At 72.2% G+C, this 25899-nt stretch carries 22 protein-coding genes and 1 pseudogene; 7 read left to right on the forward strand and 16 right to left on the reverse strand.

Translation table 11 applies throughout. The annotated features are described in order from the left end of the window. Positions 1 to 75: 75 nt before the first annotated feature. Positions 76 to 492, reverse strand: coding sequence for a DUF4307 domain-containing protein (locus ACFVDM_RS34935; RefSeq protein ID WP_383650240.1), 417 nt, complete (start codon positions 490 to 492; stop codon positions 76 to 78). A gap of 152 nt (positions 493 to 644) precedes the next feature. Between ACFVDM_RS34935 and mca the strand changes: the two genes are divergently transcribed. Both mca and ACFVDM_RS34945 read left to right on the forward strand, forming a co-directional pair. Then, on the forward strand, positions 645 to 1526 hold the full coding sequence (mca, locus tag ACFVDM_RS34940) for a mycothiol conjugate amidase Mca (RefSeq protein ID WP_383650242.1): 882 nt from the start codon (positions 645 to 647) through the stop codon (positions 1524 to 1526). A gap of 1 nt (position 1527) precedes the next feature. Then, positions 1528 to 1773, forward strand: coding sequence for a hypothetical protein (locus ACFVDM_RS34945; RefSeq protein ID WP_383650244.1), 246 nt, complete (start codon positions 1528 to 1530; stop codon positions 1771 to 1773). An 84-nt stretch (positions 1774 to 1857) separates the two neighbouring features. On the opposite strand, the gene ACFVDM_RS34950 is transcribed toward ACFVDM_RS34945, so the two are convergent. From ACFVDM_RS34950 to ACFVDM_RS34970, 5 genes are all read right to left on the reverse strand, one after another. Further along, entirely contained in the window at positions 1858 to 4014 is a 2157-nt protein-coding gene (locus ACFVDM_RS34950) for a glycoside hydrolase family 3 N-terminal domain-containing protein (protein WP_383650246.1), read from the reverse strand. Positions 4015 to 4152: 138 nt separating this feature from the next. Then, positions 4153 to 7377: a tetratricopeptide repeat protein gene (locus ACFVDM_RS34955; protein WP_383650248.1), complete on the reverse strand. Its 3225-nt coding sequence runs from the start codon at positions 7375 to 7377 to the stop codon at positions 4153 to 4155. A 218-nt stretch (positions 7378 to 7595) separates the two neighbouring features. Further along, entirely contained in the window at positions 7596 to 8993 is a 1398-nt protein-coding gene (locus ACFVDM_RS34960) for a protein kinase (RefSeq protein ID WP_383650249.1), read from the reverse strand. Between the two features lie 29 nt (positions 8994 to 9022). After that, positions 9023 to 9871, reverse strand: coding sequence for an FHA domain-containing protein (locus tag ACFVDM_RS34965; protein WP_383650251.1), 849 nt, complete (start codon positions 9869 to 9871; stop codon positions 9023 to 9025). 139 nt (positions 9872 to 10010) lie between these two features. Next, positions 10011 to 10943 (reverse strand): peptidoglycan DD-metalloendopeptidase family protein, encoded by a 933-nt coding sequence (locus tag ACFVDM_RS34970; protein ID WP_383650253.1) that lies wholly within the window; start codon positions 10941 to 10943, stop codon positions 10011 to 10013. Between the two features lie 229 nt (positions 10944 to 11172). On the opposite strand from ACFVDM_RS34970, the gene ACFVDM_RS34975 reads away from it, so the two are divergent. Beyond that, the gene (locus ACFVDM_RS34975; RefSeq protein ID WP_383650255.1) at positions 11173 to 11607 is read left to right on the forward strand and encodes an MmcQ/YjbR family DNA-binding protein; all 435 of its coding nucleotides are present in this window, start codon (positions 11173 to 11175) and stop codon (positions 11605 to 11607) included. A 26-nt stretch (positions 11608 to 11633) separates the two neighbouring features. Here ACFVDM_RS34975 and ACFVDM_RS34980 read toward each other — a convergent pair whose 3' ends face one another. Genes ACFVDM_RS34980 through ACFVDM_RS34995 form a run of 4 tightly spaced genes read right to left on the reverse strand, consistent with a single transcriptional unit; the run spans position 11634 to position 16082 of the window. Next, entirely contained in the window at positions 11634 to 12158 is a 525-nt protein-coding gene (locus ACFVDM_RS34980; RefSeq protein ID WP_383650486.1) for a hypothetical protein, read from the reverse strand. 34 nt (positions 12159 to 12192) lie between these two features. Continuing rightward, positions 12193 to 14181 carry a hypothetical protein gene (locus tag ACFVDM_RS34985; protein ID WP_383650257.1) on the reverse strand — a complete coding sequence of 663 codons (1989 nt, stop codon included), beginning with the start codon at positions 14179 to 14181 and terminating at the stop codon, positions 12193 to 12195. Next, entirely contained in the window at positions 14178 to 15341 is a 1164-nt protein-coding gene (locus ACFVDM_RS34990) for a purine phosphorylase (protein WP_383650259.1), read from the reverse strand. Before ACFVDM_RS34990 ends, ACFVDM_RS34985 begins: the two co-directional genes overlap by 4 nt. Next, positions 15342 to 16082 (reverse strand): NUDIX domain-containing protein, encoded by a 741-nt coding sequence (locus ACFVDM_RS34995; protein WP_383650261.1) that lies wholly within the window; start codon positions 16080 to 16082, stop codon positions 15342 to 15344. Positions 16083 to 16271: 189 nt separating this feature from the next. On the opposite strand from ACFVDM_RS34995, the pseudogene ACFVDM_RS35000 reads away from it, so the two are divergent. Further along, positions 16272 to 16427, forward strand: a pseudogene (locus ACFVDM_RS35000) (DUF255 domain-containing protein); the annotation flags it as partial. 33 nt (positions 16428 to 16460) lie between these two features. On the opposite strand, the gene ACFVDM_RS35005 reads toward ACFVDM_RS35000, so the two are convergent. After that, entirely contained in the window at positions 16461 to 16868 is a 408-nt protein-coding gene (locus ACFVDM_RS35005) for a PIN domain-containing protein (RefSeq protein WP_383650263.1), read from the reverse strand. Continuing rightward, positions 16865 to 17137: a hypothetical protein gene (locus ACFVDM_RS35010; protein ID WP_383650265.1), complete on the reverse strand. Its 273-nt coding sequence runs from the start codon at positions 17135 to 17137 to the stop codon at positions 16865 to 16867. The genes ACFVDM_RS35005 and ACFVDM_RS35010 overlap by 4 nt, the downstream gene beginning before the upstream one ends. 276 nt (positions 17138 to 17413) lie before the next feature. Here ACFVDM_RS35010 and ACFVDM_RS35015 point away from each other — a divergent pair, with 276 nt between their 5' ends. Further along, the gene (locus ACFVDM_RS35015; RefSeq protein WP_383650267.1) at positions 17414 to 19429 is read left to right on the forward strand and encodes a thioredoxin domain-containing protein; all 2016 of its coding nucleotides are present in this window, start codon (positions 17414 to 17416) and stop codon (positions 19427 to 19429) included. A gap of 25 nt (positions 19430 to 19454) precedes the next feature. Here ACFVDM_RS35015 and ACFVDM_RS35020 read toward each other — a convergent pair whose 3' ends face one another. The 3 genes from ACFVDM_RS35020 to ACFVDM_RS35030 all read right to left on the reverse strand — a co-directional run bounded on the left by ACFVDM_RS35020 (position 19455) and on the right by ACFVDM_RS35030 (position 22446). Continuing rightward, positions 19455 to 20087, reverse strand: coding sequence for a TetR family transcriptional regulator (locus ACFVDM_RS35020; protein ID WP_383650269.1), 633 nt, complete (start codon positions 20085 to 20087; stop codon positions 19455 to 19457). A gap of 11 nt (positions 20088 to 20098) precedes the next feature. Next, complete coding sequence (locus ACFVDM_RS35025; RefSeq protein ID WP_383650271.1) at positions 20099 to 21616, reverse strand: MFS transporter; 1518 nt, start codon at positions 21614 to 21616, stop codon at positions 20099 to 20101. Positions 21617 to 21759: 143 nt separating this feature from the next. After that, a complete protein-coding gene (locus ACFVDM_RS35030) occupies positions 21760 to 22446 on the reverse strand; it encodes a hemolysin III family protein (RefSeq protein WP_383650273.1) in 687 nt (228 codons plus the stop codon). Positions 22447 to 22655: 209 nt separating this feature from the next. Here ACFVDM_RS35030 and ACFVDM_RS35035 point away from each other — a divergent pair, with 209 nt between their 5' ends. Further along, entirely contained in the window at positions 22656 to 24479 is a 1824-nt protein-coding gene (locus ACFVDM_RS35035; protein WP_383650275.1) for a phosphoenolpyruvate carboxykinase (GTP), read from the forward strand. 241 nt (positions 24480 to 24720) lie between these two features. Further along, positions 24721 to 25275 (forward strand): hypothetical protein, encoded by a 555-nt coding sequence (locus ACFVDM_RS35040; protein WP_383650280.1) that lies wholly within the window; start codon positions 24721 to 24723, stop codon positions 25273 to 25275. Positions 25276 to 25446: 171 nt separating this feature from the next. On the opposite strand, the gene ACFVDM_RS35045 is transcribed toward ACFVDM_RS35040, so the two are convergent. After that, positions 25447 to 25863, reverse strand: coding sequence for a hypothetical protein (locus tag ACFVDM_RS35045; protein WP_383650282.1), 417 nt, complete (start codon positions 25861 to 25863; stop codon positions 25447 to 25449). Positions 25864 to 25899 lie beyond the last annotated feature (36 nt).

A 25899-nucleotide genomic window follows, 5' to 3' on the forward strand; every position in this document is an offset into this window, starting at 1 on the left:
GAGAAGGTAAACGGCTGAGACTGGGAAACCGCAGCTCAGCGGGCGTAACTGCGGGTCAGCAGGGGGGTGCGGCGGTCAACGCGACGCACCGCCGTCGTCCGTGCACCCCAGCAATTCCACACTCGTCGCCCGGGACGTGGTCCGCAGCGTCAGGATCCGGTCGATCCGGGTACTCGCGTCATCGAAGCGGAAACCCTTGCGGGCGACCTCCGTACCGTCCTCGCGCTGCGAGCGGAGCGTGCAGTAACCCTGGGCGTCCCGCTCCTTGCGGACCTCCAGATGGACCTCGACCTTCTCGTCCGAGACCACCTTGAACTTGATCATCTCGGCGCTCAGGGCCTGGCCGCTGACGTATCCGTAACCGATCCAGCCGACCACGCCGAGCAGGAGGGCGCCGAGCACCGCGCCGACGATCTTCAGCTTCCGGTCGGCGCGGCGGTCCGCGGACCGGCCGTAGCGGTTCTCGGGAAGCGCCTCGCGCACCGCCGTCATGATCGTTCCTCCCGTACCGGGGATCGAGGAATTTTCCACCCCCCGGTTCGGTCACTATAGAAGTTGCCCACCCGTCACCCGACCGCCGCCCCGGGATCGGCGTCCCTGCGGGGCGGCACCACTGAGGGCGACCAATCACTGAGGATCGAGTCTTGACTGAGCAGCTTCGACTGATGGCCGTGCACGCCCACCCCGACGACGAGTCGAGCAAGGGCGCGGCCACCATGGCCAAGTATGTGTCCGAGGGGGTGGACGTGCTGGTCGTGACCTGCACGGGAGGCGAGCGCGGCTCCATCCTCAACCCGAAACTCCAGGGCGACGCGTACATCGAGGAGAACATCCACGAGGTGCGCCGCAAGGAGATGGACGAGGCCCGGGAGATCCTGGGCGTCAAGCAGGAGTGGCTGGGCTTCGTCGACTCCGGGCTGCCCGAGGGCGACCCGCTGCCGCCGCTGCCCGAGGGCTGCTTCGCGCTGGAGGACGAGACCGTCGCGGCCGGGCGCCTCGTCGCGCGGATCCGCGCCTTCCGGCCGCAGGTCATCACGACGTACGACGAGAACGGGGGCTACCCGCACCCCGACCACATCATGACCCACACCATCTCGATGATCGCCTTCGAGGGCGCCGCCGACACCGAGAAGTTCCCCGAGGCCGAGTTCGGCCCGGCCTGGGCCCCGCAGAAGCTCTACTACAACCAGGGCTTCAACCGGCCGCGCACGGTCGCGCTGCACGAGGCGCTGCTCGCCCGGGGCCTGGAGTCGCCGTACGGGGAGTGGCTGGAGCGCTGGAAGGAGTTCGGCCGCGCCGAGCGCACCCTGACCACGCACGTGCCCTGCGGCGACTTCTTCGAGATCCGCGACAAGGCCCTGATCGCGCACGCCACGCAGATCGACCCGGACGGCGGCTGGTTCCGCGTCCCGCTGGACATCCAGCGGGAGGTCTGGCCGACCGAGGAGTACGAGCTGGCGAAGTCTCTCGTCGATACCTCCCTCCCCGAGAGCGACCTCTTCGCGGGCATCCGCGACAATGCCTGATATGTACGCGACTCAGGCACTGCCGCACCTTGTCCCGCTCGCCGAGGAACTGGACAAGAACAAGGTGACCCCCGGGGTCCTCGGCTTCCTCGTCTTCGCCGCGCTCGCGGTGGGCGTGTGGGCGCTGATGAAGTCCATGAACCGGCACATGGGCAAGGTCGACTTCGAGGAGACGCCCGAGGAGCCGGCGGCGTCCTCCGGCGCCAAGGAGACCGCGGACTCCGCGGGTTCCGCGAAGCGCTCGTAGCCGCCGGCCCGGCCGGTGTGACGGCGCGCCCGTGGGCGGTACCGGACCCGCCGGTACCGCCCCTCAGTGCGTCGTGCCGCGCGCTCAGCGCACGGTCAGCGTGCGGTACGCGCTCGCCGCGGAGCTGGTGCCCGCGTAGACGTCGATCCGGCCCGGCTCGACGGTGAACGTGCCCGCCGGGTCGTTCGTCCAGAAGCCCAGGTCCTCCGCGTCCAGCCGGAACGTCACCGTGGTGCGCGCCCCCGGCTCCAGCGTCACCCGGGCGAAACCGCGCAGCCGCCGCACCGGCTGCGCGATGCTCGCCGCCACGTCGTGGACGTAGAGCTGGACCACCTCGTCGCCGGTCCGCGCGCCGGTGTTCTCGACGTCCACCGAGACCTCGACGGCCGCGCCGCGCTCCAGCTCCGCCACCGTGACCTCCTCGCGGTCCAGCCGGGGCCCGTCCGTGGCGAAGGTCGTGTAGCCCAGCCCGAACCCGAACGGGAACAGCGGACCGTCCTCCAGGTCGAGGTACTTGGAGACGTACTTCTCGTCCGGAACGGCCGGGCGGTAGGGGCGGCCGGTGGACTCGCGGTTGTAGTAGACGGGGATCTGGCCCACGTCGCGCGGGAAGGACACCGGGAGCTTGCCGCCCGGGGCGACCGTGCCGAAGAGCACGTCGGCCACCGCGTGACCGGCCTCGATCCCCGGGTGCCAGGCCTCCAGCACGGCGGGCGCCGACTCCAGCCAGCCGCCGATCGTCAGGGGCCGCCCGTTCAGCAGGACCACCGCGAACGGCCTGCCCGTCGCGGCGACGGCCGCGATCAGCTCCTCCTGCCCGTCCGGCAGACCGATGGCGCTGCGCACCGCGGCCTCGCCGCTCAGCGCGGGCTCCTCGCCGACGACGACCACGGCGACCTCGGCCGACTCCACGGCGGCGACCGCCTCCGCGACGCCCGGACCGGCCGGGGCGACGACCGTCCCGGCGGCGGCCTCGCGCACCGCGTCCAGGACGGTGACCGAGGGGAAGCGGGTGCCGCCGGGGCCCGCCCAGGTGCCGTGCAGATCGGCGGAGTCCGCCAGCGGGCCGACGACGGCGATCCGGGAGGCGTCCGGGGACAGCGGCAGCACGGCGTCCTCGTTGCGGAGCAGCACCATCGAGCGGGCACCGGCCGTACGGGCCGCTTCGCGCGCCTCGTCGGTCGGGCCGGTGACGGCCGCGGACTCGTCGGCGTACGGCCGGTCGAAGAGGCCCAGCGCGAACTTCAGCCGCAGGATCCGGGCCACCGCGTCGTCCAGCCGGCTCATCTCGACGCGCCCGGCGGCCAGCAGCTCCTCGCCGTGGTCGGCGAGGCGGGTGGAGACCATCTCCATGTCGAGCCCGGCGTTGAGCGCGAGCCGCGCCGCGTCCGGGCCGTCCTCGGCGAAACCGTGCGCGATCAGCTCCTCGACGCCCGTGTAGTCGCTGACCACGAAGCCGCCGAAGCCCCACTCCTCCTTGAGGATCCGGTTCATCGTGTGGGCGTTGGCGTGCGCGGGGACGCCGCTGACCGTGTTGAAGGCGGCCATGACGGTGGCGACGCCCGCGTCCAGCGCGGCCTTGAACGGCGGCAGGTAGAGGTTGCGCAGCCGCTGCTCGGAGACGTCGACGGTGTTGTAGTCGCGGCCGCCCTCGGCCCCTCCGTACGCGACGAAGTGCTTGGCGCAGGCGGCGACCCGGTCCTTGGAGGCCAGTCCGGAACCGTCGGCCGGGCCCTGGTAGCCGCGGACCCGGGCGACCGCCAGCACGGCGTTCAGATACGGGTCCTCGCCGCTGCTCTCGGCGATGCGGCCCCAGCGGGGCTCGTGGGTGACGTCCATCATCGGCGAGAAGGTCCAGTGGACGCCGTTGGTCCGGGTCTCCCGCGCCGAGACCTCGGCGTCGGACTCGGCGACCGCCGGGTCGAAGCTCGCGGCCTGGGCCAGCGGGATCGGGAAGGTGGTCCAGAAGCCGTGGATGACGTCCAGGCCGAACAGCAGCGGAATGCCGAGCCGGGACTCCTCGACCGCCATCCGCTGGAGCGCGTTGGTGTGCTCCGCGCCGTGGATGTTCAGCACCGAACCCAGCAGCCCGGCCCGCGCCGCGGCCTCCGTGAGCGCGGTCTGGCCGCCGCCCGGCCCGGTGTCGCCGGTCCAGGTCAGCTGCTGGAGCTGGCCGAACTTCTCGGCGGTCGTCATCCGGCCCAGAAGGGCCTCGACCTGGTCTTCGTACGTGCGCCGCATCCGGGTTCCCTCATGTGTCCCACCGCGTCGGGGCGCGGCGGGTCGGACATTCCTCCCTTCATGTAAGCGCATTCATTTTCTGTGCACAAGCGCCGTCCCGGACCGGGGGACCGCAGTACGACGCGGTCCCCCGGGCGCCTACCGGGAGCCCGGGACCGCCACCCCCATCACCTCGCGGGCATGGCGGGCCGGCGTCAGCCCCAGCCGCCACGCCTGCCAGCCGTCCTCCAGGTCCACGCCCCGGTTCAGCACCACCCGGAAGGTCTCCGCGCAGTCCGCCAGCTTCGCGTCCCGGGTCGGATGCCCGGCCGCGGCCAGCTCCGCCAGCTCCTGCTGCGCCACCACCGACCCCACCTCGGTCCCGCCCGGCGAGGCGTACGGCAGCAGCGTGCAGCGCAGGAACCGCGCCCAGTCCGCACCCCGCGCGTCCCCGTACGACGTGAACAGCTCCACCGCCTCCCCGCACAGCTCCAGCGCCTGCGGCGCCCGCTGGTTGCCCGCGTCGATCAGCGCCAGCTCCAGGCAGGTCCACGCCTCCCCGTGCGCCACCCCGATCCGCCGGAAGTCGTTGCGGGCGTCCACCAGCAGTTGACGGGCGAAACCGGAATTGCGCAGGTTCCCCGTCTGCGCGGCCCGCTGATCGCGGGTCACCCGCCCCGAGTGGTGCCGGGCGCACGCCAGCCCGTACACGTCCCGCATCCGCGAGAACATCGTCCGGGCCCGCTCCAGATGGCGCACCGCCTGATCGCCGTCGCCGCTCTCCTCCAGTGCCTGGCCCAGGTAGTACAGCGTCCATGCCTCGCCCCGCGCGTCCTCGTTGTCGCGGTGCCGGGCCAGCGCCGCGTTCAGCCCCTCCACCGCGGGCGCCGGATCGCCGTCCACCAGCCGGGCCCGCGCCAGTTGCGTCAGCGCCCACGCCTCACCGCGCTCGTCGCGCGTCTGCCCGTACAGATCCATCGCTCTGCGCAGCGCCGTCTCCGCCGGCGCCACCTCACCCGTCCGCAACCGCACCTGCCCCAGCTGGAACTGGGTCCATGCCTCGCCGTGCAGCGACTCGCCCTCGCGGTGCAGCACCAGCGCCGTGTCCAGCAGCTCCAGCGCCTCCGCCAGATTCGCCCGGTCGCGCTCCACCGCGCCCAGCGCGTGCAGCGACCACGCCCGGTCCGCCGCCTGCGCGTCCGGGGCCTGCAGCCCGATCGCCTCGCGCAACCGCGCCGAGGCCTCCACCAGATTGCCCTGGTGGTGCAGGGTGATCCCCAGCGAGCACAGCGCCAGCGCCGTCCCCGCGTCGTGGTGCGCCTCCCGGTACAGGCCGACCACCGACGCCAGCGTGGTCCGCGCCTTGTCCAGCTCGCCGAGCTGACGCGCCGCGATCCCGGTCCGCCACTGCACCGAACGCTCCAGCAGCCCCTGGTCCACCGCCTGGGTCAGCTCGCTTATCTCACCGAGCCGGTACAGATCGCCGCGCAGCAGGCAGTAGTCGCACAGCGCGCCCAGCAGCTCCAGCACCGCGCCCTGGTCGACGCCCTCGCTGTGCCGGAGCGCGGAGGTGATGAAGCTCGACTCGTCGTCCAGCCAGCGCAGCGCCGCGTCCAGCGAAGGGAAGCCGTACGAACCGAACTGCCCGGCCCGCGTGGACATCTTGCCGTCCACCATCCGGATCACCGCGCCCGCCAGCTCCGCGTAGTTCGCGATCAGCCGCTCCTGCGCCGCCGTACGCTCCGCGGCCTCCTCCTCGTCGTGCAGCCGGGCCAGCGCGAAGCCCCGCACGAGAGCGTGCAGCCGGTAGCGCGAACCGCGCACCCGGTCCAGCAGACCGGCCTCCGCCAGCCCCGTCAGCAGCCGCTCCGCCTCCTGCTCGTCCGCCGCCAGCAGCGCCGCAGCCGCCGCCGCGCCCAGACTGGCCCGCCCGGCCAGCGCCAGCCGGCGCAGCAGCCGGCGCCCCTGCCCGGACTGGTCCGTGTAGCGCAGCCAGAGCGCCCGCTCCACCGGCTCCACCGGTCCGTACGCGGCGAGATCCGCGGCCAGCGCGCCCGGTGTGCGCGCCCCCAGCGCCGACCCCGCGACGCGCAGCGCCAGCGGCAGCCCGCCGCACAGCTCGGCGATCGCCTCACTGGACGGGTAGTCGTACGGTGCCCCCGCCTCCTCCCGCGACACCGCGCGCAGCAACTCCTCCGCGCCCGCCGCGTCCAGCGCCCCGACCGCCAGCTGGTGCACCCGGGCCGGAACGGACTCCGGCAGGTCCAGCCGCTCGCGCGCGGTGACCAGGACCAGGCTGTCCGAACGCTCCGGGATCAGCGTGCGCACCTGCTCCGCGTCGCTCGCGTCGTCCAGGACGACGGCCACCGGGGTGCCCGTCAGATGCTGGTGGTACAACTCGCCCAGCCGGCGCACCTGCTGCTCGGCCGAGGCGCCGTCCCGGAACAGCAACTGCTCGCGCGGCGCGCCCAGCCGGTTCAGCAGATGCAGCAGCGCGTCCCGGGTCGGCAGCGGCGGCTCCCCGTCCGCACCGCCCCGCAGATCCACCACACAGGCGCCCCTGAACTGGTCCTTCAGCGCGTGCGCCGCCCGCACGGCCAGCGTGGTGCGCCCGGAGCCCGGCGGCCCGTACAGCACCACGACCGTCGGCTTCGTCTCCGTCGAGGCGCGGCCCTCCCGCACCCACTGCCCGATCTGCCCCAGCTCCGTCCGCCGCCCCGCGAACACCCCGTCCGCGGAAGGCAGATGGCCGAAGGACTGCTCCAGGAGCGACCGGGTGCGCGCGGCCGCGCTGCGGTCCTGCCCGCGCAGCGGGGCCGTCCGGGCGGCGGCCTTCTTCGCCTTCGCGGGCGTACGCGAGGAGGCGAGCAGCATCCGCTGCTGGTCGAGGAAGGGCCGGATGCCCCGCACCTCCAGCGCCGTCAGCCACTGGAGCCGCAACTGCTCGGTGCCGCCCGGCTGGCCGGCCGCACCGGCCCTTCGGTGCGCGGCCGGCCAGTGCGAGGCGGTCACCTTCGCCACGGTGGTCGCCGCGCCCGCGACCGCCACGACGGCCCCCGCGCCGAGCGCCGGACCCGCCGCCGTGCCGAGCACCACGTCGGCGCCGAACGCGGCCACCGCGGCCACCCCGGTGACCAGCAGCGGGGTGCTCAGCGTGGCCCGGTTGAGCCGGTGCGCCAGGGGCCGTTCCCCGGCCGCCGCCGCGTCGAGCGCGGCGGTGTACACCGCGTACTCCTCGGCCGCCCCGTCCGCCAGGGCGTCGAGCGCGCCCCGGCCGCGCGACATCAGCGTCGCCGCGTCCGCCCGGCCGCCGGAGCGGCGCACCTCTTCCTCCACGGCCCGAGCCAACAGCCGTTCGACTTCCGCGCGGTGGCTGTCCCGCATGTGTGTCCCCCTCCGGATACGACGACGGCCGGCGGTGTCCGCGGGCGCCGGGCCCCCGGGTGCCGTGCGCGGGCGCGGGGGAGCGCGACGGGCCGGGCGGGCGCGCGCGAGGGCGGCCCCGCCGAATCGTCTGGAACGTGAGACTTCCCCGTAACTCCCGCGGCATGCCGGTCATTTCCGTACGGAGACGGGGAGGCCGGTTCGGGAACGGCACGTTCTCAGAGGGAGCAGCTCTTCGCCCAGGTGTGGGAGCGGACGGGCGAGGACGGGGCGAGGTCGTGCCGTTCGCCGCGCCGCACGCAGCCGAGCCGCCGGTTCAGGCCCGCCTCCGCGAAGTACGCGACGTCGACGAAGCCCTTGGGATCGGGCACCCCGTTGTTGAAGATCGAGCGCGGTGGCCGCCCGGAGGCCCAGGAACAGTCGTTCTCGCCGTCCGACCAGTCGGGGTCGTCGCCGATCCAGGAGCACATCGCGCCCCGCCCCTCCGCCTCGGCGAAGAAGCAGACGGACTCCGGGGCGCAGCGCTCGTAGCCGGTGGCGGTGCGTGCCGCTCCGGGCCGCGACTCCGCGGCGGGCCCCGCGCCGGGTCGCGATTCCGCGGCGGGCCCCGCGCCGGTGCGCTGCCGCACGGACGGCCCCTCGTCCAGCACGATCCACGTCCCCAGCCCCGCAGCCAGGGCCAGCACCCCGGCGGCCGCCGCGAGCAGCGGGCGGCGCCTGCGGCCGGGGCGCGCCACCCGCCCCGCCGCCGCGTCCGAGGCCCGCCGCAGCAGGGACGCCGCGTCGTGCCGGGCGCGCTCCTCGTGCGTACGGCTGAGGCAGTCGCGCACGATCTCCCGCCACGGCCCCCGCAGCGCGGGCGACAGGCGCAGCTCCTCGGCGCCCCGCGCGTAGCGCGCCACCGCGTCGCGGCGGGCGGCCGGGGTCCCGCCGGGCAGCGGGAAGGAGCCGGTCAGCACCAGATGGGCCAGCACCCCGAAGGCCCAGACGTCCGCCGTCGGCCGGATCCGCATACCGCGCTCACCGATCTCGGACCAGAGCAGTTCGGGCGGGGTGTAGTCGGCCGTGGCGAAGGCGGGGGAGTAGGCGTGCGTCCCGTCCAGTTCGGCGGCCGTGTTGAAGTCGCCGAGCCGGGCCGTGCCGTCCGCCATCAGCAGCACATTGCCCGGTTTGAGGTCCCCGTGCACCCAGCCCGCGCCGTGCAACTGCTCCAGCCCCTCGCAGATCTGCGCGAGCAGCGCCGGCCCGCCGGCGGGCGCGGTCTCCTTCGCGAGCAGGGTGTCCAGGGAGCCCCGCGCCTCCTCCAGGACGAGGACGGTCGCGCCGTCCAGCTCCGGATGGTCGGCCGCGTCGACCGTCAGCGCGTCGTGCATCCGGATCAGCCGGGGCGAGCGCAGCCGGCTCAGCAGGGCCACCTCGCGCTCGGCCAGCTCCCGCAGATGGCGCAGCTGGCGCGGGGTGTGCGTGCCGGTCGGCAGGAACTTCAGCGCGGCACGCGCCGGCCGGGACGCCGGATCCCGGTGCCTGGCCGCGTACACATGGCCGAACGCCCCCGCGCCCAGGGGGCTTTCGACGATCCACGGCCCGACCCGGTAGCCGGCCGGGACGGACGCCACGCTGTACGGCTCCCCGGGCCGCCGCCCGGTCACCGCTCCGGTCCCGCCGCCGGGAGCGCCAGGACGGCGAGATCGTCCTCGCGCACCAGGTCGAAGCGGAGCGCGAGGGCGACGAGCGTCTCCTTCTTGCCGTTGAGACGCGGGCCCGGCTCACAGGTGTCCGGCCCCGGTTTCAGCCGCAGCTTCACCGCCAGATAGTCGATGTTCCACTGCACGGCCGCCCGGGTGGCCGCCGGCCACCCCGGCCGCAACCGCTCGACGACCTGCTCCACGGTCGGCAGCGGGGCGTACGGTTCGCCGCGCAGCCGGGGCTCGCACAGCGCGGTCAGCACGGTGAAGTACCGCTTGGAACGGTCCAGGGGAAAGGCCGCCGCGGTCGGCTCCCCGGCCCGGCCGCCCGGCGGTCCAACGGGGCCGGAACCGTCCTCCGGTTCGGCGTAGTCGTGCCGGGGCGCCCACACGTCGAAGCTCAGCAGCTCGCTCCCGGCGGGCAGGACCACCCGGGAGAACTCGAACGCCACCGGGGCGGCCAGCCGTCCGGGCCCCACCTTGATGTGCTCCCCGGCACCCTCCGGGTTCTCGACCGCGTAGGTGGCCGTACGGCTCAGGTTGCTGAGCGACCAGAAGGTGCCGGACGCGTGGATCTCGCCGGCCGCGCGCGAGACGCCGTCATGCGGAATGGCCAGGACGGGGGAGAGGCCGGTGCCCGTACCCGTACCCGTACCCGTGCCCGTGCCCGTGCCCGTGCCCGCGTCCGTTTCCGTGTCCGTGTCCGCGTACAGTGCGGCCCGGCCGAAACGGAGACTTTCCCCCGGTGCCAGATGGACCTTTCCGCGGGGATCCATACCGGGCCCGGGTACCACGACGATGGTGTACATGGACTGATTCCTTCCCCCGAGGTGCGCCCAGAGGATAGGAAACGCCGATAAATATCCGCATGACGCGCAGGCCGGGACCGGACCGCGGCCGCACGCCGCGCGACCGCCCCGGACCCGGCCTCACCGATCCGTCACGCGGTCAGCACTCCCCCCGCCAGCGGAAACCGCTGATCGTCCGCCCGCCGGACGCGAAGTTCCCGCGCCCCTCGTCCCAGCCGACGTGGAGGCACTGCCCGCCGCCCTCGGCGAAGTTCACCTGAACGTGGTCATAACCCGGTTGGGGATTACCGTTGTTGTAGTACGACTTACGCAGCCCGCAGGTGCTGCTGGGCTCGTCCCTCTCCGACCGGCAGACCGAACCCGTGCCGTTCGCCCCCGAGTAGAAGCACACGTACCCCGCCGGGCAGTTCTGCCAGGCCGGCGTCCCCGAGCAGTTCCTGCTGGTGACGGCCGCCCACTCCTGGTTGATGCCCGAGTACCGCACCCCGTCGAAGCTCACCGGCACCCGGTGCCGTTCGTCGGTGAAGTCCCCCGACTCCAGATAGCGCTGCTCGTAGTGCAGATGCGCCCAGTCGGACGCCCCCGTCGTGCCGATGCGCGCGATCTGCGTGGACGCGGTCACCGCCTGCCCCTTGCGCACATACGCGTCGGGCGCGTCCTTCAGGTGGTAGTACGCGGTGAACCAGCCGTTGCCGTGGCTGATCTGGATGGTGTTCCCGGACCCGTTGTCCACGTACGTGGCGGACACCGTCCCCGCCGCCGAGGCCAGCACCGGCCTGCCGTCGGACCCGGTGTTGTTCTCCACGACGATGTCCAGGGCCGGACTGTGCGCGGAGCCGTACGTGTTCAGCTGCCACCGGGTCCCACACGGAAACGGCATCTGGAACGCCGGTTCGGCGGCGGCCCTCGTTCCCGTCGCGCCCTCGGCGGGTGCGGGTGCGGGTGCGGGTGCCGTGGCCGAGGCCGTCACGGAACCGGCCACCAGCCCGGCCGTCGCCAGCCCCGCGACGAGCACGGCCCGCAGCCGCCCCGCCCACCCGGGCCGTGTCCGCCCGTACGTGCGATGAAGCATGATCTCCCCCTGGTCCTCCGCTCGCTCACCGCCGGCCCCCGCCGACGAGGAGCACCGTCCCGGATGCGCCGGGCACGCCGGAACACATGCTGGGGGAGGGGCGCGGACCGCGGCACCTCGCAGTTCCGAGGGTGGGACGGCCCGCCCCGTACCGGCCCCTCTCCGCCGGACGTCCCCGCCCGTGGCACGATGCCGCCATCAACCGACCGGCCGACGCGCAGGGAGCCCCGTGCCGCATCCGCTGATGTTCGACGACGACGACCCCTACCTGGTCCGCCTGCGCCGGCTGGCCCTCGTCCTCCCCGACGCGGAGGAGCAGATCGCCCACGGCCGCCCCGGCTTCCGCGCCGGCAAGTACTTCGCCTGGTACGGCGGCAGCACCAAGGGAACCGCCGCCACCCGCACCCGCTACGACCAGGCCCTCCTCGTCCTCCCCGACGAGACCGACCGCCCCGCGCTCACCGAGGACCCCCGCTTCTTCACCCCCGCCTACCTCGCCCCCTCCGGCTGGATCGGCCTCGACCTCACCGCCGCCGGCACCGTCCCGCCCGACGCGGTCGACTGGCAGGAGATCGCCGAACTCCTGGACGCGTCGTACCGGAGGGTGGCGGGGGTGCGGCGGGTTGCGCGGCTCGATGCGGGGGGCGGGACGCGGAGCGGTTGAGCGCGAGGGGTAGCGCGGGACCCGGGCTACCCCTCCGTACGGCGCAGGAACCGCCAGCCCAGTACGGCGAGGGCGAGTGCCTGTACGGCTGAGACCAGCACGAGCAAGGGCTGAACGGTGGGGGAGCACCAGAACGCCGTCGTACAGACCATCGGCAGGACCAGATACGTGAACAGGTCGACCGTCGTCTGAAGACGTTTACGCAGCGCGCGGCCCGCAACGTTGCGGTGGTAGACCTCCCAGCCGAAGGCCGTGCCGTGGACGGAGGCGAGTTCCCCGAGGCGTGGTCCCAGTCGGTCGCGGACGTATGAGCCGATCGCGGAGATCTTCTCGTCGTTGACCAGGTAGGTCCAGCCCAGGATCAGGCAGATCGCGGGGGCGGAGAGCAGCACGCGGGACTGTCCGCTCTGAGCGGTGACCGCCACGACCGCTGTGACGGCGGCGAGTGTGAAGTAGAGCAGGTTGTCGCGGAACCCTATACGTGTCTTCTGTTCCTCCTTGAGACGGTCGTACTCGGCCAGCAGGACCTTGCTCTCGGTGACATCGTCCATGGAGGTCACAGCCGCTCGCCCCTCTGCCTCGGGATCAGCCGGTGGTCTGGAAGAGAGCCGGGGTGTCGGGGCTGTGCCGTTCGATCCAGCCCTTGCCGTCCGCCGCGACCCCTTCCAGGAGACGGAAGGTATGGGTGAACCCCGCCGAGTCGAGGCTGATTTCGGAGATCTCCCGAGCGTTCTCGTCCGCGGCCAGTTGCTGGGTATCGGCATCCTTGACACGGATCTGACGCGCCGGACCATTGGTGAGGACGAGCTCCAGGTCGTAACCGACGGAGGTGTTCTCCGTGACTTGCACGGAGGACAAGGCGTCGTAGCGGTAGTTGCTCCGATGCTCGTTCCTGCGCGTCGAATCGGAGAACGTGAAGTCCGAGCTGATCTCTCGGATGCCGTCCCGGGTGAACAGGAACAGGCGCAGGGTGAAGTGCGAGTACCGCCACGGGCCGCCCCGGACACGCCCCCTTCGAGAGCGAGCGACCGGGACCACCAGGATGGTGTAGGCGATCAGGTCGCGCCAGCGGAGCCGGTGGTGCCGGAGCGCCTCGTCGACGAACAGCGTTTTGTCGCAGGTGAGCCAGGTTTCCATTTCCAGCTCGCTGGGGCGCGTCATCTCCAGGCGCGCCTTCCAGCGTTCGTGCGCGACCTGCCGCGCGGTCAGCTGATCCTCGTACTCCTGCGTCTCCCGGGCCACTCGGTATCGTTCACGCCGGACCTTCAGCCACAGGAACGCGGACGCCTGTCCCGACCAGGCCGTACCGAGCAGGGCCAGGAAGGCCCACAGAGCCCGTGGCTGGGCGGCACCCGAAGCGGCCGTCCCGAAGGTGTAGAGCGCCGTGCCACCGAGAGCGGCGAGGGCCACCACGGTCAGGACCTTTACCCCCGCCGATGTCCGACCCTGGTGGTGCTGGTCGAACAAGGTGCCTTCGTTGTGACGGTTCCGCGCGTCCTCGGCGAGGTACCGGATCAGCCAGGTGACCCGTTTCACGGGGACCCGTTTCTCCCGGTAGAGGTACGCGATCTCGGCCGCGAGGTCGGCCCGGACCTCGGCGGTGTGCGCGAGCCACTCTTCCGAGGTGAACCCGTACGGGGTGCGGACGCTGAAGTAGTGATCGAACTCGTGGCGGACGTTGCCGGTGAAGCCGTTCTCATCGGGTGCGGGATGCCGCGGATGCGGGACGCCCGCCCCGGCCGCGGGGCCCGGCCCGTCGTCCCGGCCCCACCACTGCAGGCCGCATCGGGCCGCGGTACCGCCTGCACCGAGTGCCACGAGCAGCGCCACAACCGCCCGCAGGGGATCCGCGATCAGTGCCAGAGCCCCGAGGGCCGCGCCGCCCACCACGAACAAGGCCACACGGACCGGAAGAGCCGCCCGCGCGGCGGCGGCCTCGGCACTGACCGGGCGGGGTGGTACGGCCCGCGCTCCGATGGGGTCGGGCTCGAAGTAGGCCCAGGTCCGTCCGGCCCGGTCGTTGTCGAAGCGTTCTGCCGCGGCCCGTTCCAGGGATTCCGCCCAGAGTTCGTCCTTCAGGCCGCCCGTGAGCATGAGGTCGAGGTGGCGGAGGATCGCGTCGTGCTGACGGGGCGGCAGGTCGTGCAGCTGTTTCAGTACAGGAGCGGTCTCCCCGCTCGGCGCGCTGAGGACGGCCAGCAGGTCGAAGGTGACGCGCAGCGCGTCCTTCCACTCGTCCTGGGCGTAGTTCCGGAGGAGACCGGAGACGTAATGCAGCCGCTTGATTTCCTCAGCGCTGAGGTCGTGGTAAGTGCGCGCGCTGAGCATGGAGAGCACCCAGTGGAAGCGGACCTCCGCGCTGTCGTAGTCGTGAGCGAGTGCGTCGCTGATCATTTCGCGTGCACGACTGGGAACTCCGTCCTCCAACAGCCGCACACCCACGCGGTACTTCTCGTGGGGCGAGGCGTCCGGGTGAACGAAGTAGACGTTGGAATTGTGCACGGCATCGGCCTGGATTCCGACGTTGGAGCCGTACGTGGCCGAGTTGTACGTAGCGCCATTGCCGTCGTTCATGCCCGGTCACCGGCGGCGGCGATCAGGGGGGCCAGCTCGGCCACCAGCGCGGGGCACTCCCCGACCAGACCCCGCAGCCTCCTGAGCATCATGACCGTGCGCTTCGACGAACCGGGAGTACCGCTCCCGGCCGACCGGAGTGCGGAGTCCAGGTCGGTCAGGGCCTCCTGGAACGTGTCCTCGTCGAGGTCCCCCGCGGCGCGGTGCCGGTCCAGACTCTCGTGGAGGCCACCGAGTTCCGCCTTCAGGTCGAAGGGGCCGGAGGCCCGCGGGGCCGTGCTCATGTGGACGCTGCTGCCCGTGACCGAGCCGGCCATGATGCCGACGGTGCTGCCCCGGGCGGTATTGCTCACGTGCCGCCCGGACCGGTCGTCCGCGTGGGCCTTCTCGTCCCGGTGCGCGGCACGTTCCTCCTGTTCCCCCGCCAGCTCCACTGCCAGCCGTGCGGCGAACGCCGCCGCGTTCGCCGCGGCCTGCGGCTGCCGGCTGCGGTCGTCCGCGCTGTTCTTCGTCCCGTCCGCACGGTCGCTGATACCCCGGATGATGGCCACCGGCGCCCCGTTGAGATGGGCGGCCTGCGCCACACCGGCCGCCTCCATCTCGATGGCCAGGGCGTCGTTGTAGTGCTGCCGGATCCACTGGGCTTCGGCCGAGATCCTTGAGTTCTGGACGACCTCACCGGCGGCGATCGCCCCGAAGCGCACCTGCGGCGTGTCCTCGGGATCGGACGCGGGGTCGGTCCAGTCGTTCAGCCGGGCCACGTGCGAGGCGATCTGGCTGATGCCGTGCGGTGCTTCCCACACCCGCGGCCGTGCTTTGAGCCCGTCGTCCTCGCTGGTACCCCCGTGGTACGCGTACACATGGGACGCCACCACCACGTCACCCAGCCTCGTGGCGTCCCACAAGGCGCCCGCGACCCCGACGAACAGCACGGCGAGCGGTGAGAACTCCTGGATCGCGCGTTCGGCGATCACGGCGGCGGAATGGTTCCCCTTGTTCGTCAGACCGAGCGCGACACGGCACGACGTACCGTGCACGGTCCCCACCTCGAACCGCGTTCCACGTTCGTGGCGGTGCACCTGCGGACCGGTCAGCTTCTGACGGACGGCCTGGTACTCCAGATTGAGGGCGGTGAGAATCACCACCGGAGCCTTCGACATCTACTCCTCCTCTTTCGTCTTCTCTCCCGTGGCCGACGGCACGGGGCGGATCAACGGGGGGAACAGCACGGTCCTCGGGCCGGCCCGGTACAGCCGGGCCGGGCGCCCACCCGTGGTTCTGCGGTCCGCGCCGGCAGGGACGATGAATCCCTTCACGGCCTGGACCTTCCGGTAGAAGTTCCGGGTGTCGAGTGCGGTGCCCCAGACGGCCTCGTACACCTGTTGCAGCTCAACGATGGTGAACTCCTCGCCGCAGAACGCCGTGGCCAGCGATGAGAACTCAAGCTTGGTGCGGGCATGTTCGATGCCGTCCGTGGCGATGCGGCGATGGTCGAAGGCCAGCTCCGTCCTGCCCGACAGCACGGCCTCCGCAGGAACCCATGCCGCGTCGCTGGCATCCGTCCCCGCGACCGGATCGGGAAGCTCCGGCGCGATCGCAAGGTGCGCCACGGAAACGACGCGCCCCCGGGGATCTCGGCCCGACTCTCCGTACACACCCAGCTGTTCAAGGTGCACCCAGCTGGATACCAGCGCCGTCTCTTCGTTCAGCTCGCGATGAGCGGCATCCAGAATCTCCTCACCGTCGTGATTCAGGAACCCGCCGGGCAGGGCGAACATGCCCCGGAACGGGGCCTCGCCCCGCTCCACCAGGAGGACGTGCAGCCGGTTCTCCCGCAGCGTCAGGATCACTAGATCCACCGTCAGCAGGACCGACGGTGGTGACCATGCGTCATCGTGCATGCTCTGCAAGGTAGGCGCGTTACTGTCACTTGCACAATAAGGCGGCAACGGGTTGGCCGGAACTGGCCTGTCCACAGAAGCTGCACATCAGAGGTGACAGTCCTGAGCGGTTCGACGTCCGCCCCGTCCGTCCGTGCCCCCACCCGTGGCGCGTGGGTGTCACGTCGGCGGGTGCGTGCGGATGGGGGCATGGCGAACCGACTTGCGCAGTCCACCTCCCCGTGCCTTCAGCAGGCTGACAATCTCGTGGGCTGGTGGGAGTGGTCACCCAAGGCCTTCGCGGAGGCCGATCGGCGGAACGTGCCGGTGCTGCTGAGCGTGGGGTACTCCGCGCGTCACTGGTGCCAATGAACTCGTGGCCCCAGTGGTCGGTGGTGCTTACACGTCTCTGATGATCACGCGCTTCCCGCAGAGCTTCGACCAGTCGTCACGGTCGGAGGTCAGGACGATTACGGGGGCCGGGGCGCGGAGCGCGAGCGCGGCGACGAGGGCGTCGATGGCGTACTTGTGACCGTGCAGCCCGCCGGCGTCCCGGAGCAGCGCCACTGCAGTGAGGGAATCCTCTTGACTGACCGGCTCCACTTGCAGTCGGGACAGCAGCCACTTCAGCCGTGCAAGATCGGTCTTCCTTTGTGCTGCTTCAACGATGGTCAACGCAGACACCAGGACGGGAACCCCGGCCTGCCGGGATACCTCGATGCGAGCCGCCATCCTGCGGTCGTTGCGCAGGAGCAGGGAGAGCGCCTCGGAGTCGAGCACCAGCGCGCGGGCCGGCTGCTCCTTCACGCGGCGCCCCGCTCGACATCCTCGACGTTCACGTCTCCGAACAACTCGCGACGTGCGGCTTCGATCTCCTGCTCTGTGAGCGCTCCGTGCTCTTCCTCGTGGGACGCCACGATGTCGGCGAGTCCGTCCATGGCGAGCTGGTGCCTGACGGCTTCGGTGATGTAGCCGGACAGCCCGCGGCGGCCGGTTCGGGAGCGGAGCTCGCTGACCAGCTCGGCGGGCATGGACACCGAGATGTTCTCGGTGGTTCCGGAGCGGGAGGGCTTCATGACCTCAGTGTAATACATTGTCTATTACAGGGGGAGGGTTTGTGAGGGGTTGAGGGCTTGCGGTGCTCCCCGTACTCCGAGGCCGACATGGCGGGGGGCCTTCCATGGTGTACCTCCTTCGAGGAGCCTCAGCAGTTCAGGTGCTGCCCAGGCCGGCCTGCTGACCGTCGATGCCGCGATGCCCGGCATCCGCGGCCCGGCTCCTCCCACCTGCCCTCTCACGTGCCCACCCGTGGCGCGCGAGTGTCCCGGGCGTGGGTGCGTGAGGATGGGGGCATGGCGAACCGACTTGCGCAGTCCACCTCCCCGTACCTGCTTCAGCACGCGGACAACCCCGTCGACTGGTGGGAGTGGTCACCCGAGGCCTTCGCGGAGGCCGAGCGGCGGGATGTGCCGGTGCTGCTGAGTGTCGGGTACTCCGCCTGCCACTGGTGCCACGTCATGGCGCACGAGTCGTTCGAGGACGAGGCGACGGCCGCGTACATGAACGCGCACTTCGTGAACGTGAAGGTCGACCGCGAGGAGCGGCCGGATGTGGACGCGGTGTACATGGAGGCGGTGCAGGCGGCGACGGGGCAGGGGGGATGGCCGATGACGGTGTTTCTGACGCCGGGGGCGGAGCCGTTCTACTTCGGGACGTATTTTCCGCCGGAGTCGCGGCACGGGATGCCGTCGTTCCGGGAGGTGCTCGAAGGGGTGGCCGGGGCCTGGACGGAGCGGCGGGAGGAGGTCGGGGAGGTGGCCGGGCGGATCGTGCGGGATCTGTCCGAGCGGAGTCTCGCGCACGGGGGCGACGGGGTGCCGGGGGAGCCGGAGCTGGCGCAGGCGCTGCTGGGGCTGACGCGGGAGTACGACGCGACGTACGGGGGATTCGGTGGGGCGCCGAAGTTCCCGCCGGCGATGGTGGTCGAGTTCCTGCTGCGGCACCATGCGCGCACGGGGGCCGAGGGTGCGCTGCAGATGGCGGCCGACACCTGCGAGGCCATGGCGCGCGGCGGGTTGTACGACCAGCTGGGCGGAGGGTTCGCGCGGTACTCGGTGGACCGCGAGTGGATCGTGCCGCACTTCGAGAAGATGCTGTACGACAACGCGCTGCTCTGCCGCGCGTACGCGCACCTCTGGCGGTCGACGGGGTCGGAGTCCGCCCGGCGGGTGGCGCTGGAGACGGCCGACTTCATGGTGCGGGAGCTGCGCACCGCGGAGGGCGGCTTCGCCTCCGCGCTGGACGCGGACAGCGAGGACGGGGAGGGGCGGCACGTCGAGGGGGCGTACTACGTGTGGACGCCGGCCCAGCTGCGCGAGGTGCTGGGGGAGGAGGACGCGGCGTTCGCGGCGGCGTACTTCGGGGTGACGGAGGAGGGGACCTTCGAGGAGGGCGCCTCCGTGCTGCGGCTCATGCCGACCGGGGTGGTCGACGCGGAGCGGGCCGCCGATGTGCGGGCCCGGCTGCTCGCCGCCCGGGACCGGCGGGCGCGGCCCGGCCGGGACGACAAGATCGTCGCGGCCTGGAACGGGCTGGCGATCGCGGCGCTCGCCGAGACGGGGGCCTACTTCGACCGGCCCGATCTGATCGAGCGCGCCACGGAGGCCGCCGACCTGCTGGTCCGGCTCCACATGGGCCCCGTCGCCCGGCTGGTGCGCACCTCCAAGGACGGCCGCGCCGGGGAGCACGCCGGTGTCCTGGAGGACTACGGCGATGTCGCGGAGGGCTTCCTCGCCCTGGCGTCGGTCACCGGGGAGGGGGCCTGGCTGGAGTTCGCCGGGTTCCTGCTGGACATCGTGCTCCAGCACTTCCGGGGCGACGGGGGTCAGTTGTACGACACCGCGGACGACGCCGAGCAGCTGATCCGCCGCCCGCAGGACCCCACGGACAGTGCCACCCCGGCCGGCTGGACGGCGGCGGCCGGTGCGCTGCTCTCGTACGCCGCGTACACCGGATCCGAACCCCACCGGACCGCCGCCGAGGGCGCGTTGGGCGTCGTCAAGGCGCTCGGGCCGCGCGCGCCCCGGTTCATCGCCTGGGGGCTCGCGGTCGCCGAGGCGCTGCTCGACGGACCGCGCGAGGTGGCCGTCGCCGGGCCGGTGGGCGGCGAGCTGCACCGTACGGCACTGACCGGGACGGCGCCCGGGGCGGTCGTCGCGGCGGGGGAGACCGCCGGGGCGGAGTTCCCGTTGCTCGCCGACCGGCCCATGACGGGCGGTGCGCCGACCGCGTACGTCTGCCGGCACTTCGTCTGCGAGGCGCCGACCACCGACCCGGAGGTGCTGGCCCGCGCGCTGGGCGGTCGGTGAAGGAGGGAGCGCGCCCTTGCGGGTGTCAGAGGCGCAGGCCGTTGCCCAGGGCGTCCAGCGCCTCGTCGATCATCGCCAGCAGATCGCCCTGCTGGCCGTGCTCGCCCCAGTACAGCGTGACCTCCCGCAGCGCGCTCAGCACCGCCGCGACGAAGATCCGGACGCGCAGGTCGTCCGCGTCGCGGCCGGTGCGGTCGGCGAGCACCCGGGCGAGCATCCTCGCCGTGTCCGACATGGTCTCCGTCATCCGGGCCCGGATGGAGGGGATCTCGACCATCAGCCGGGTGCGCCGGCGCAGTTCCTCGTCCTCCGAGGTGACGAACTGCCCCAGCGCCTCGCGCATCATCAGCCGCAGCGACTCCAGCGGCGGTTCGTCCGCCGGACGGCTCCGGAGCACGGCCTCCATGACCGGGTCGTACTCGTCGGTGAGGACGATGTCCTCCTTGGTCGCGAAGTAGCGGAACACGGTGCTCGGCGAGACCTCCGCCGCCTCCGCGATCTGCTCGATCGTCGTCGCCTCGTACCCCTGCGCCTCGATCAGCCGGTACGTGGCCCGACGGATCGCGACGCGGGTCTTGAGCTTCTTGCGCTCACGCAGGCCCATCGGGGGCTGTGCCCCGGCTGCGGTGAAGGAGGGGGTACGGGAGGAGGCGGCCATGGGCGCCATTGTCAGGCATCGACCGGTGCCCCGGCCACGTCGGCGGTGCGGCCGGCCGGCCGGTCCGCCGGGGGCAGGAACGCCCCGACCAGCAGCGCACCGGCCAGGGCGGTGGCCGCGACGACGACGAGGACCAGGCTCATCCCGTGCAGGTACGCCGCGTCGGCGGAGTCCGCGAGCCGCTGCGCGCCGAGCCGGGCGGCGACGGCGTGGGCGGCGACGACGGAGTCCCCCGCGGTGTCCGCGGCGGCGGCCGGCACTCCGGTGGTGTCGAGCCGGTTCCCGTAGGCCGCCGCGAGCACGCTGCCCAGCAGGGCGATGCCGAGGGCGCTGCCGGTCTGGCGGACGGTCATCAGCAGGCCCGAGCCCCGGCCCGCCCGGTCCGCGGGCAGGGCGCCGAGCGCCGCGTCCATCGAGGGGACGACCGCGAAGCCGAAGCCGATCCCGGCGACGGAGAGCCACAGGGCGGTGAAACCGTATCCGCTGTCGACGGTCGTACGGCTGCCGAGCAGCGCGGCGAAGGCGAGGACGGCGAGCCCGGCGGCGACGGTGGCGCGGGCCCCGAACCGGGCGGTGACCGGTGCGCCGGCCTTGGCGGTGAGCACCAGGCCGCCCATCAGCGGCAGGATCCGCAGACCGGTGCCGAACGCGTCGTGACCGAGGACGGCCTGGAGATAGCCGGGCAGGACGAACATCAGCCCGGCGAGCACGAACATCACCAGGGTCGCGGCGAGCGTGCTCAGCAGGAACGTCCGCTGCCGCAGCAGTCCCAGGTCGAGCATGGGCACCGCGGTGCCGCGCTCGCGTACGACCAGGCAGCCGAGCAGCACCGCGCCGGCCGCCGCCGTGGCGAGGACCAGCGGGTCGCCCCAGCCCCGGCCCGGGGCCTCGATGATCGCGTAGATCAGGGCGCCGAGGCCCGTCGCGGTGAGCGCGGTGGAGACCGGGTCGACGCGGGGTGCCGCCGGGTCGCTGGTCTCGGGGAGCAGGAAGACGCAGGCGGCGATCCCGAGCGCGACCATCGGCACGTTGACCAGGAAGACCGAGCCCCACCAGAAGTGGTCGAGCAGCCAGCCGCCGACGACCGGGCCGAGCGGCATCCCGATCGCGGAGGCGGCCGAGACGATGCCGACGGCCTTGATCCGGTCCTCCGGTTCGCCGAAGAGCGAGGGCAGGACGGACAGGGCCAGCGGCATGACGAACGCGGCTCCGGCGCCCATGACGCAGCGCGCCGCCACGACGGCGGGCACCCCGTCCGCCAGGACGCCGACGAGGCTGCCGGCCAGGAAGACGGCGAGTCCGCAGATCAGCATCCGGCGGCGGCCGAAGCGGTCGCCGAGCAGCCCCGCCGGGAGCATCAGGGCGGCGAACACCACCACATAGGCGTCGGCCATCCACTGCTGTTCGCCCGTCGTGGCGCCGAGATCGCCCGCGAGCGTCGGCAGCGCCACATTGAGGATCGTCATGTCGAAGCCGAGGACGAGCATGCTCGCCACGAGGGCTCCCAGAGCCCACCACCGTCGAGTCACCGTACGTCCACCCCGTTCTGTTTTGAGAGTTGCAGTCAAGTGGCAGTAACTCTCAAAATGGAGAGGGTGTCAATGTGTCGGTGTCCGGGCACGGAAAAGGGCCGCGGCTCGGAAGCCGCGGCCCTGATCGGGAAGGGGGGAGGTCAGGTGTGGTTGTACGCCACCAGCGAGATGCCGACGTAGTGCACGACGAACGCGGCGAGCGTCAGCGAGTGGAAGACCTCGTGGAAGCCGAACCAGCGCGGTGACGGGTTCGGCCGCTTGATGCCGTAGATGACCCCGCCCGCGCTGTAGAGCACCCCGCCGACTATGACCAGCACCAGCACGGCGATGCCGCCGGTGCGCATGAAGTCCGGCAGGAAGAAGACCGCCGCCCAGCCCATCGCGATGTAGCACGGGGTGTAGAGCCAGCGCGGGGCGCCGACCCAGAAGACCCGGAAGGCGATCCCGGCCACCGCCGCCGCCCAGACCGCCCACAGCAGCGGTGTCCCGGTGGACTCCGGCAGCAGGAGCAGGGTCAGCGGGGTGTACGTGCCCGCGATGATCAGGAAGATGTTCGCGTGGTCGAGCCGGCGCAGCACCGCCTCGCCGCGCGGCCCCCACGTGCCCCGGTGGTACAGCGCGCTCACACCGAACAGCAGGCACGCGGTGAGCACGTAGATCCCGCAGGCGACCCGGCCGCGCGTGCTGTCCGCGAGCGCGACCAGCGCGATCCCGGAGATCAGCACCGCCGGGAACATGCCGGCGTGCAGCCAGCCGCGCAGGCGTGGCTTCAACGGGAGGGCGTCGGTCCCGGCGGCGGGCGGAGTCGCGGCGGTGGCGGCAGTCATCCCCGCATCGTATCTACGCCTCCGTAGGTAGCGGATATGAGTGGTGATGCTCACGTGGGCGGCCCCCTGGACATATGGGCGGAACGGTCGGATGATCAAATGAGTGCGGTCGGCACCGGATGAGCGCCGGAGGGTTCGAAGGGGTAGAAGCATCCGGGCCGCAGCCCCCACGGGGCCAACCAGACAGACACCCTCATCAAGGAGCGATCGTGGCGCGCGACATCGCGGCTCCCCTCACTGTCCCCACCAACCACCGGGAGCTGGTCTCCTGGGTCGACGAGATCGCAGCCCTGACCGAGCCGGACCGCGTGGTCTGGTGCGACGGTTCGGAAGCCGAGTACGAGCGCCTGTGCGGGGAGCTCGTCGCCAAGGGCACGTTCACCAAGCTCGACGAGATCAAGCGCCCGAACTCCTACTACGCCGCCTCCGACCCGAGCGACGTCGCCCGCGTCGAGACCCGTACGTTCATCTGCTCCGCCGAGGAGGAGGACGCCGGTCCGACGAACCACTGGAAGGACCCCGCCGAGATGCGGGAGATCTTCACCGGTGAGAAGGGCGTCTTCCGCGGCTCCATGCGCGGCCGCACCATGTACGTCGTGCCCTTCTGCATGGGCCCCGTCGGCTCGCCGCTCTCCGCGATCGGCGTCGAGATCACCGACTCCGCCTACGTCGCCGTCTCGATGCGCACCATGACGCGTATGGGTCAGGCCGTCCTGGACGAGCTGGGCTCCGACGGCTTCTTCGTCAAGGCCGTCCACACCCTCGGCGCCCCGCTGGCCGAGGGCCAGGAGGACGTCCCCTGGCCCTGCAACGAGACCAAGTACATCTCGCACTTCCCCGAGGACCGCGAGATCTGGTCCTACGGCTCCGGCTACGGCGGCAACGCCCTGCTCGGCAAGAAGTGCTACGCGCTCCGCATCGCCTCCGTCATGGCGCGCGACGAGGGCTGGCTCGCCGAGCACATGCTGATCCTCAAGCTCACCCCGCCGCGCGGCGAGTCCAAGTACGTCGCGGCCGCGTTCCCGAGCGCCTGCGGCAAGACCAACCTCGCCATGCTGGAGCCCACGATCCCCGGCTGGACCGTGGAGACCATCGGCGACGACATCGCCTGGATGCGGTTCGGCGAGGACGGCCGGCTGTACGCGATCAACCCCGAGGCGGGCTTCTTCGGTGTCGCGCCCGGCACCGGCGAGCACACCAACGCCAACGCCATGAAGACCATGTGGGGCAACTCCGTCTTCACGAACGTCGCGCTCACCGACGACGGCGACGTCTGGTGGGAGGGCATGACCGAGGAGCCGCCCGCCCACCTCACGGACTGGAAGGGCAACGACTGGACCCCCGAGTCCGGGACGCCCGCCGCCCACCCCAACGCCCGCTTCACCGTCCCGGCCGGGCAGTGCCCGATCATCGCCCCCGAGTGGGAGGACCCGAAGGGCGTGCCGATCTCGGCCATCCTCTTCGGCGGCCGCCGCGCCTCGGCCGTCCCGCTGGTCACCGAGTCCTTCACCTGGCAGCACGGTGTCTTCCTCGGCGCCAACGTCGCCTCCGAGAAGACCGCCGCCGCCGAGGGCAAGGTCGGCGAGCTGCGCCGCGACCCCTTCGCCATGCTGCCGTTCTGCGGCTACAACATGGGCGACTACATGGACCACTGGCTGAAGGTCGGTGCCGACAAGGACCAGTCCAAGCTGCCGAAGATCTACTACGTCAACTGGTTCCGCAAGGACGACGCCGGCCGGTTCGTCTGGCCCGGCTTCGGTGAGAACAGCCGCGTCCTGAAGTGGATCGTCGAGCGCCTGGAGGGGAAGGCCGAGGGCGTCGAGACCCCGATCGGCGTCCTGCCGGCCAAGGGCTCCCTCGACACCGAGGGCCTGGACCTGTCCGACTCCGACCTCGACTTCCTGCTCACCGTGGACAAGGAGGTCTGGCGCGAGGAGGCGGCCCTGGTCCCCGAGCACCTCAACACCTTCGGCGACCACACGCCCAAGGGACTGTGGGACGAGTACCGGGCCCTGGTCCAGCGCCTGGGCTGACCCCGCCCCGTAGAACTCCGCGGCCGGTCTCCCGGCATCCACCCCGACCCGTGGGGTCGGGGGCCGCCGCGGCAGGGGACGTGCACGAACACGGCCCCCCCCGGCCCCCGGAACCTTCGCGGTTCCGGGGGCCGTACACGTTTCGTCGTGCGGTCGTGATGCTTCCGAGCTGTCGGCGGGAGCGCGCGGAGGCCTACGTTCGGAGCGGGCCGTACCGGGGGGTGCGGGAGGGGCGGGGGCCATGACGGACACGAAGTATCCCGAGTATCCGGAACATCTCACGGCGCGGTATCCCCGACATCCCCCTACGCCGCTGCCGCGGCGGCGGCGGAGGATACCCGTCTGGCTGGTCGTTCTGATCACGGTGCTCTCCGCGGTGGTGGTGCTGTCGCCGTTCGCCGCCGTCGTCGCCTTCTTCTACGCGTACGGCGAGGTCCACGCGAACCTGCGTTTCCCGTCCGACGACGTGACCCTCTCCTCCTGCCACCGGGACGCGGCGACCGGGGCCCCCGTGGCCCGTATCCGGGTGGAGAGCGGGGCTGCCCGGCCCGGCAGCTTCAAGGTGTACGTCCGCTTCCGCGACTCCCGGGGCGAGAACGGGGGAGCGGGCCGGGGCGTGCCGGCCGGGAGAAGCACCGTGGTCGTCGGGGAGCTGGCGGTCGGTGCCGTGGCGGACCGGGACATCGTCGGCCCGGTCCCCGTGCGCGGCCGTCCGGAGTGCGAGATCCACGACGTGGTGTTCCGGTCGTCCGAGCTGGCGGCCCAGGGGTCGCCCTTCCCGTCCGCCGGGCCCTGAGCGGGCCACCTTTCCGGTCGCGGACTCCGCCCCCGGCTCCGCCTCGGAACGCGGAAGAGGGCCCGGGGCGGAGAACAGCACAGCGGCCCCCGTTCCGTAGGTCCTACGGAACGGGGGCCGCACGAGGTGGCACCCGGTCCACGCGCCTCCACGGCCGTGGACCGGGGCCGTTCAGTGGGCGCCGACCAGGCGCGCGGGGGTGGGGGACGGGTCGGTGTCGGCGGCTTCGGCGGCCGCGGTGTGGGCGTCCATCCGCTCGGCGGAGAGGATCGCGGCCACGGTGTCCGCCCGGGACGCGGCCACCACCAGGGCCCGGCCCGCGAGGGCGTGGGCGCGGCGGTGGAGTGCGGCCGCGGGGGCGTCGGAACGGCCGGCGTGACGGGCGGGCGGTGCGCCGCGCAGTCGGGCGACCTGCTCGGCGATGCGGTCGCCCGCGGTGTCGAGCCCCAGTTCGTCGGTGACCGCGAGAAGCGCGGCCAGATGGCCGGCGAGCTGGATGTCCAGCTCCTCCTCGCGGCTGCGGTGCGGGAAGTCGTCCGAGTGCTCGGCCGGTGTGTGGACCGATGCGGTGCGGATCGGTTCGTACATGGAGGGCCTCCTCGTGACGCTGGGAGAGCCATCCTA

This window comes from Streptomyces sp. NPDC057682 (genome assembly GCF_042799575.1).
Taxonomy (GTDB): Bacteria; Actinomycetota; Actinomycetes; order Streptomycetales; family Streptomycetaceae; genus Streptomyces.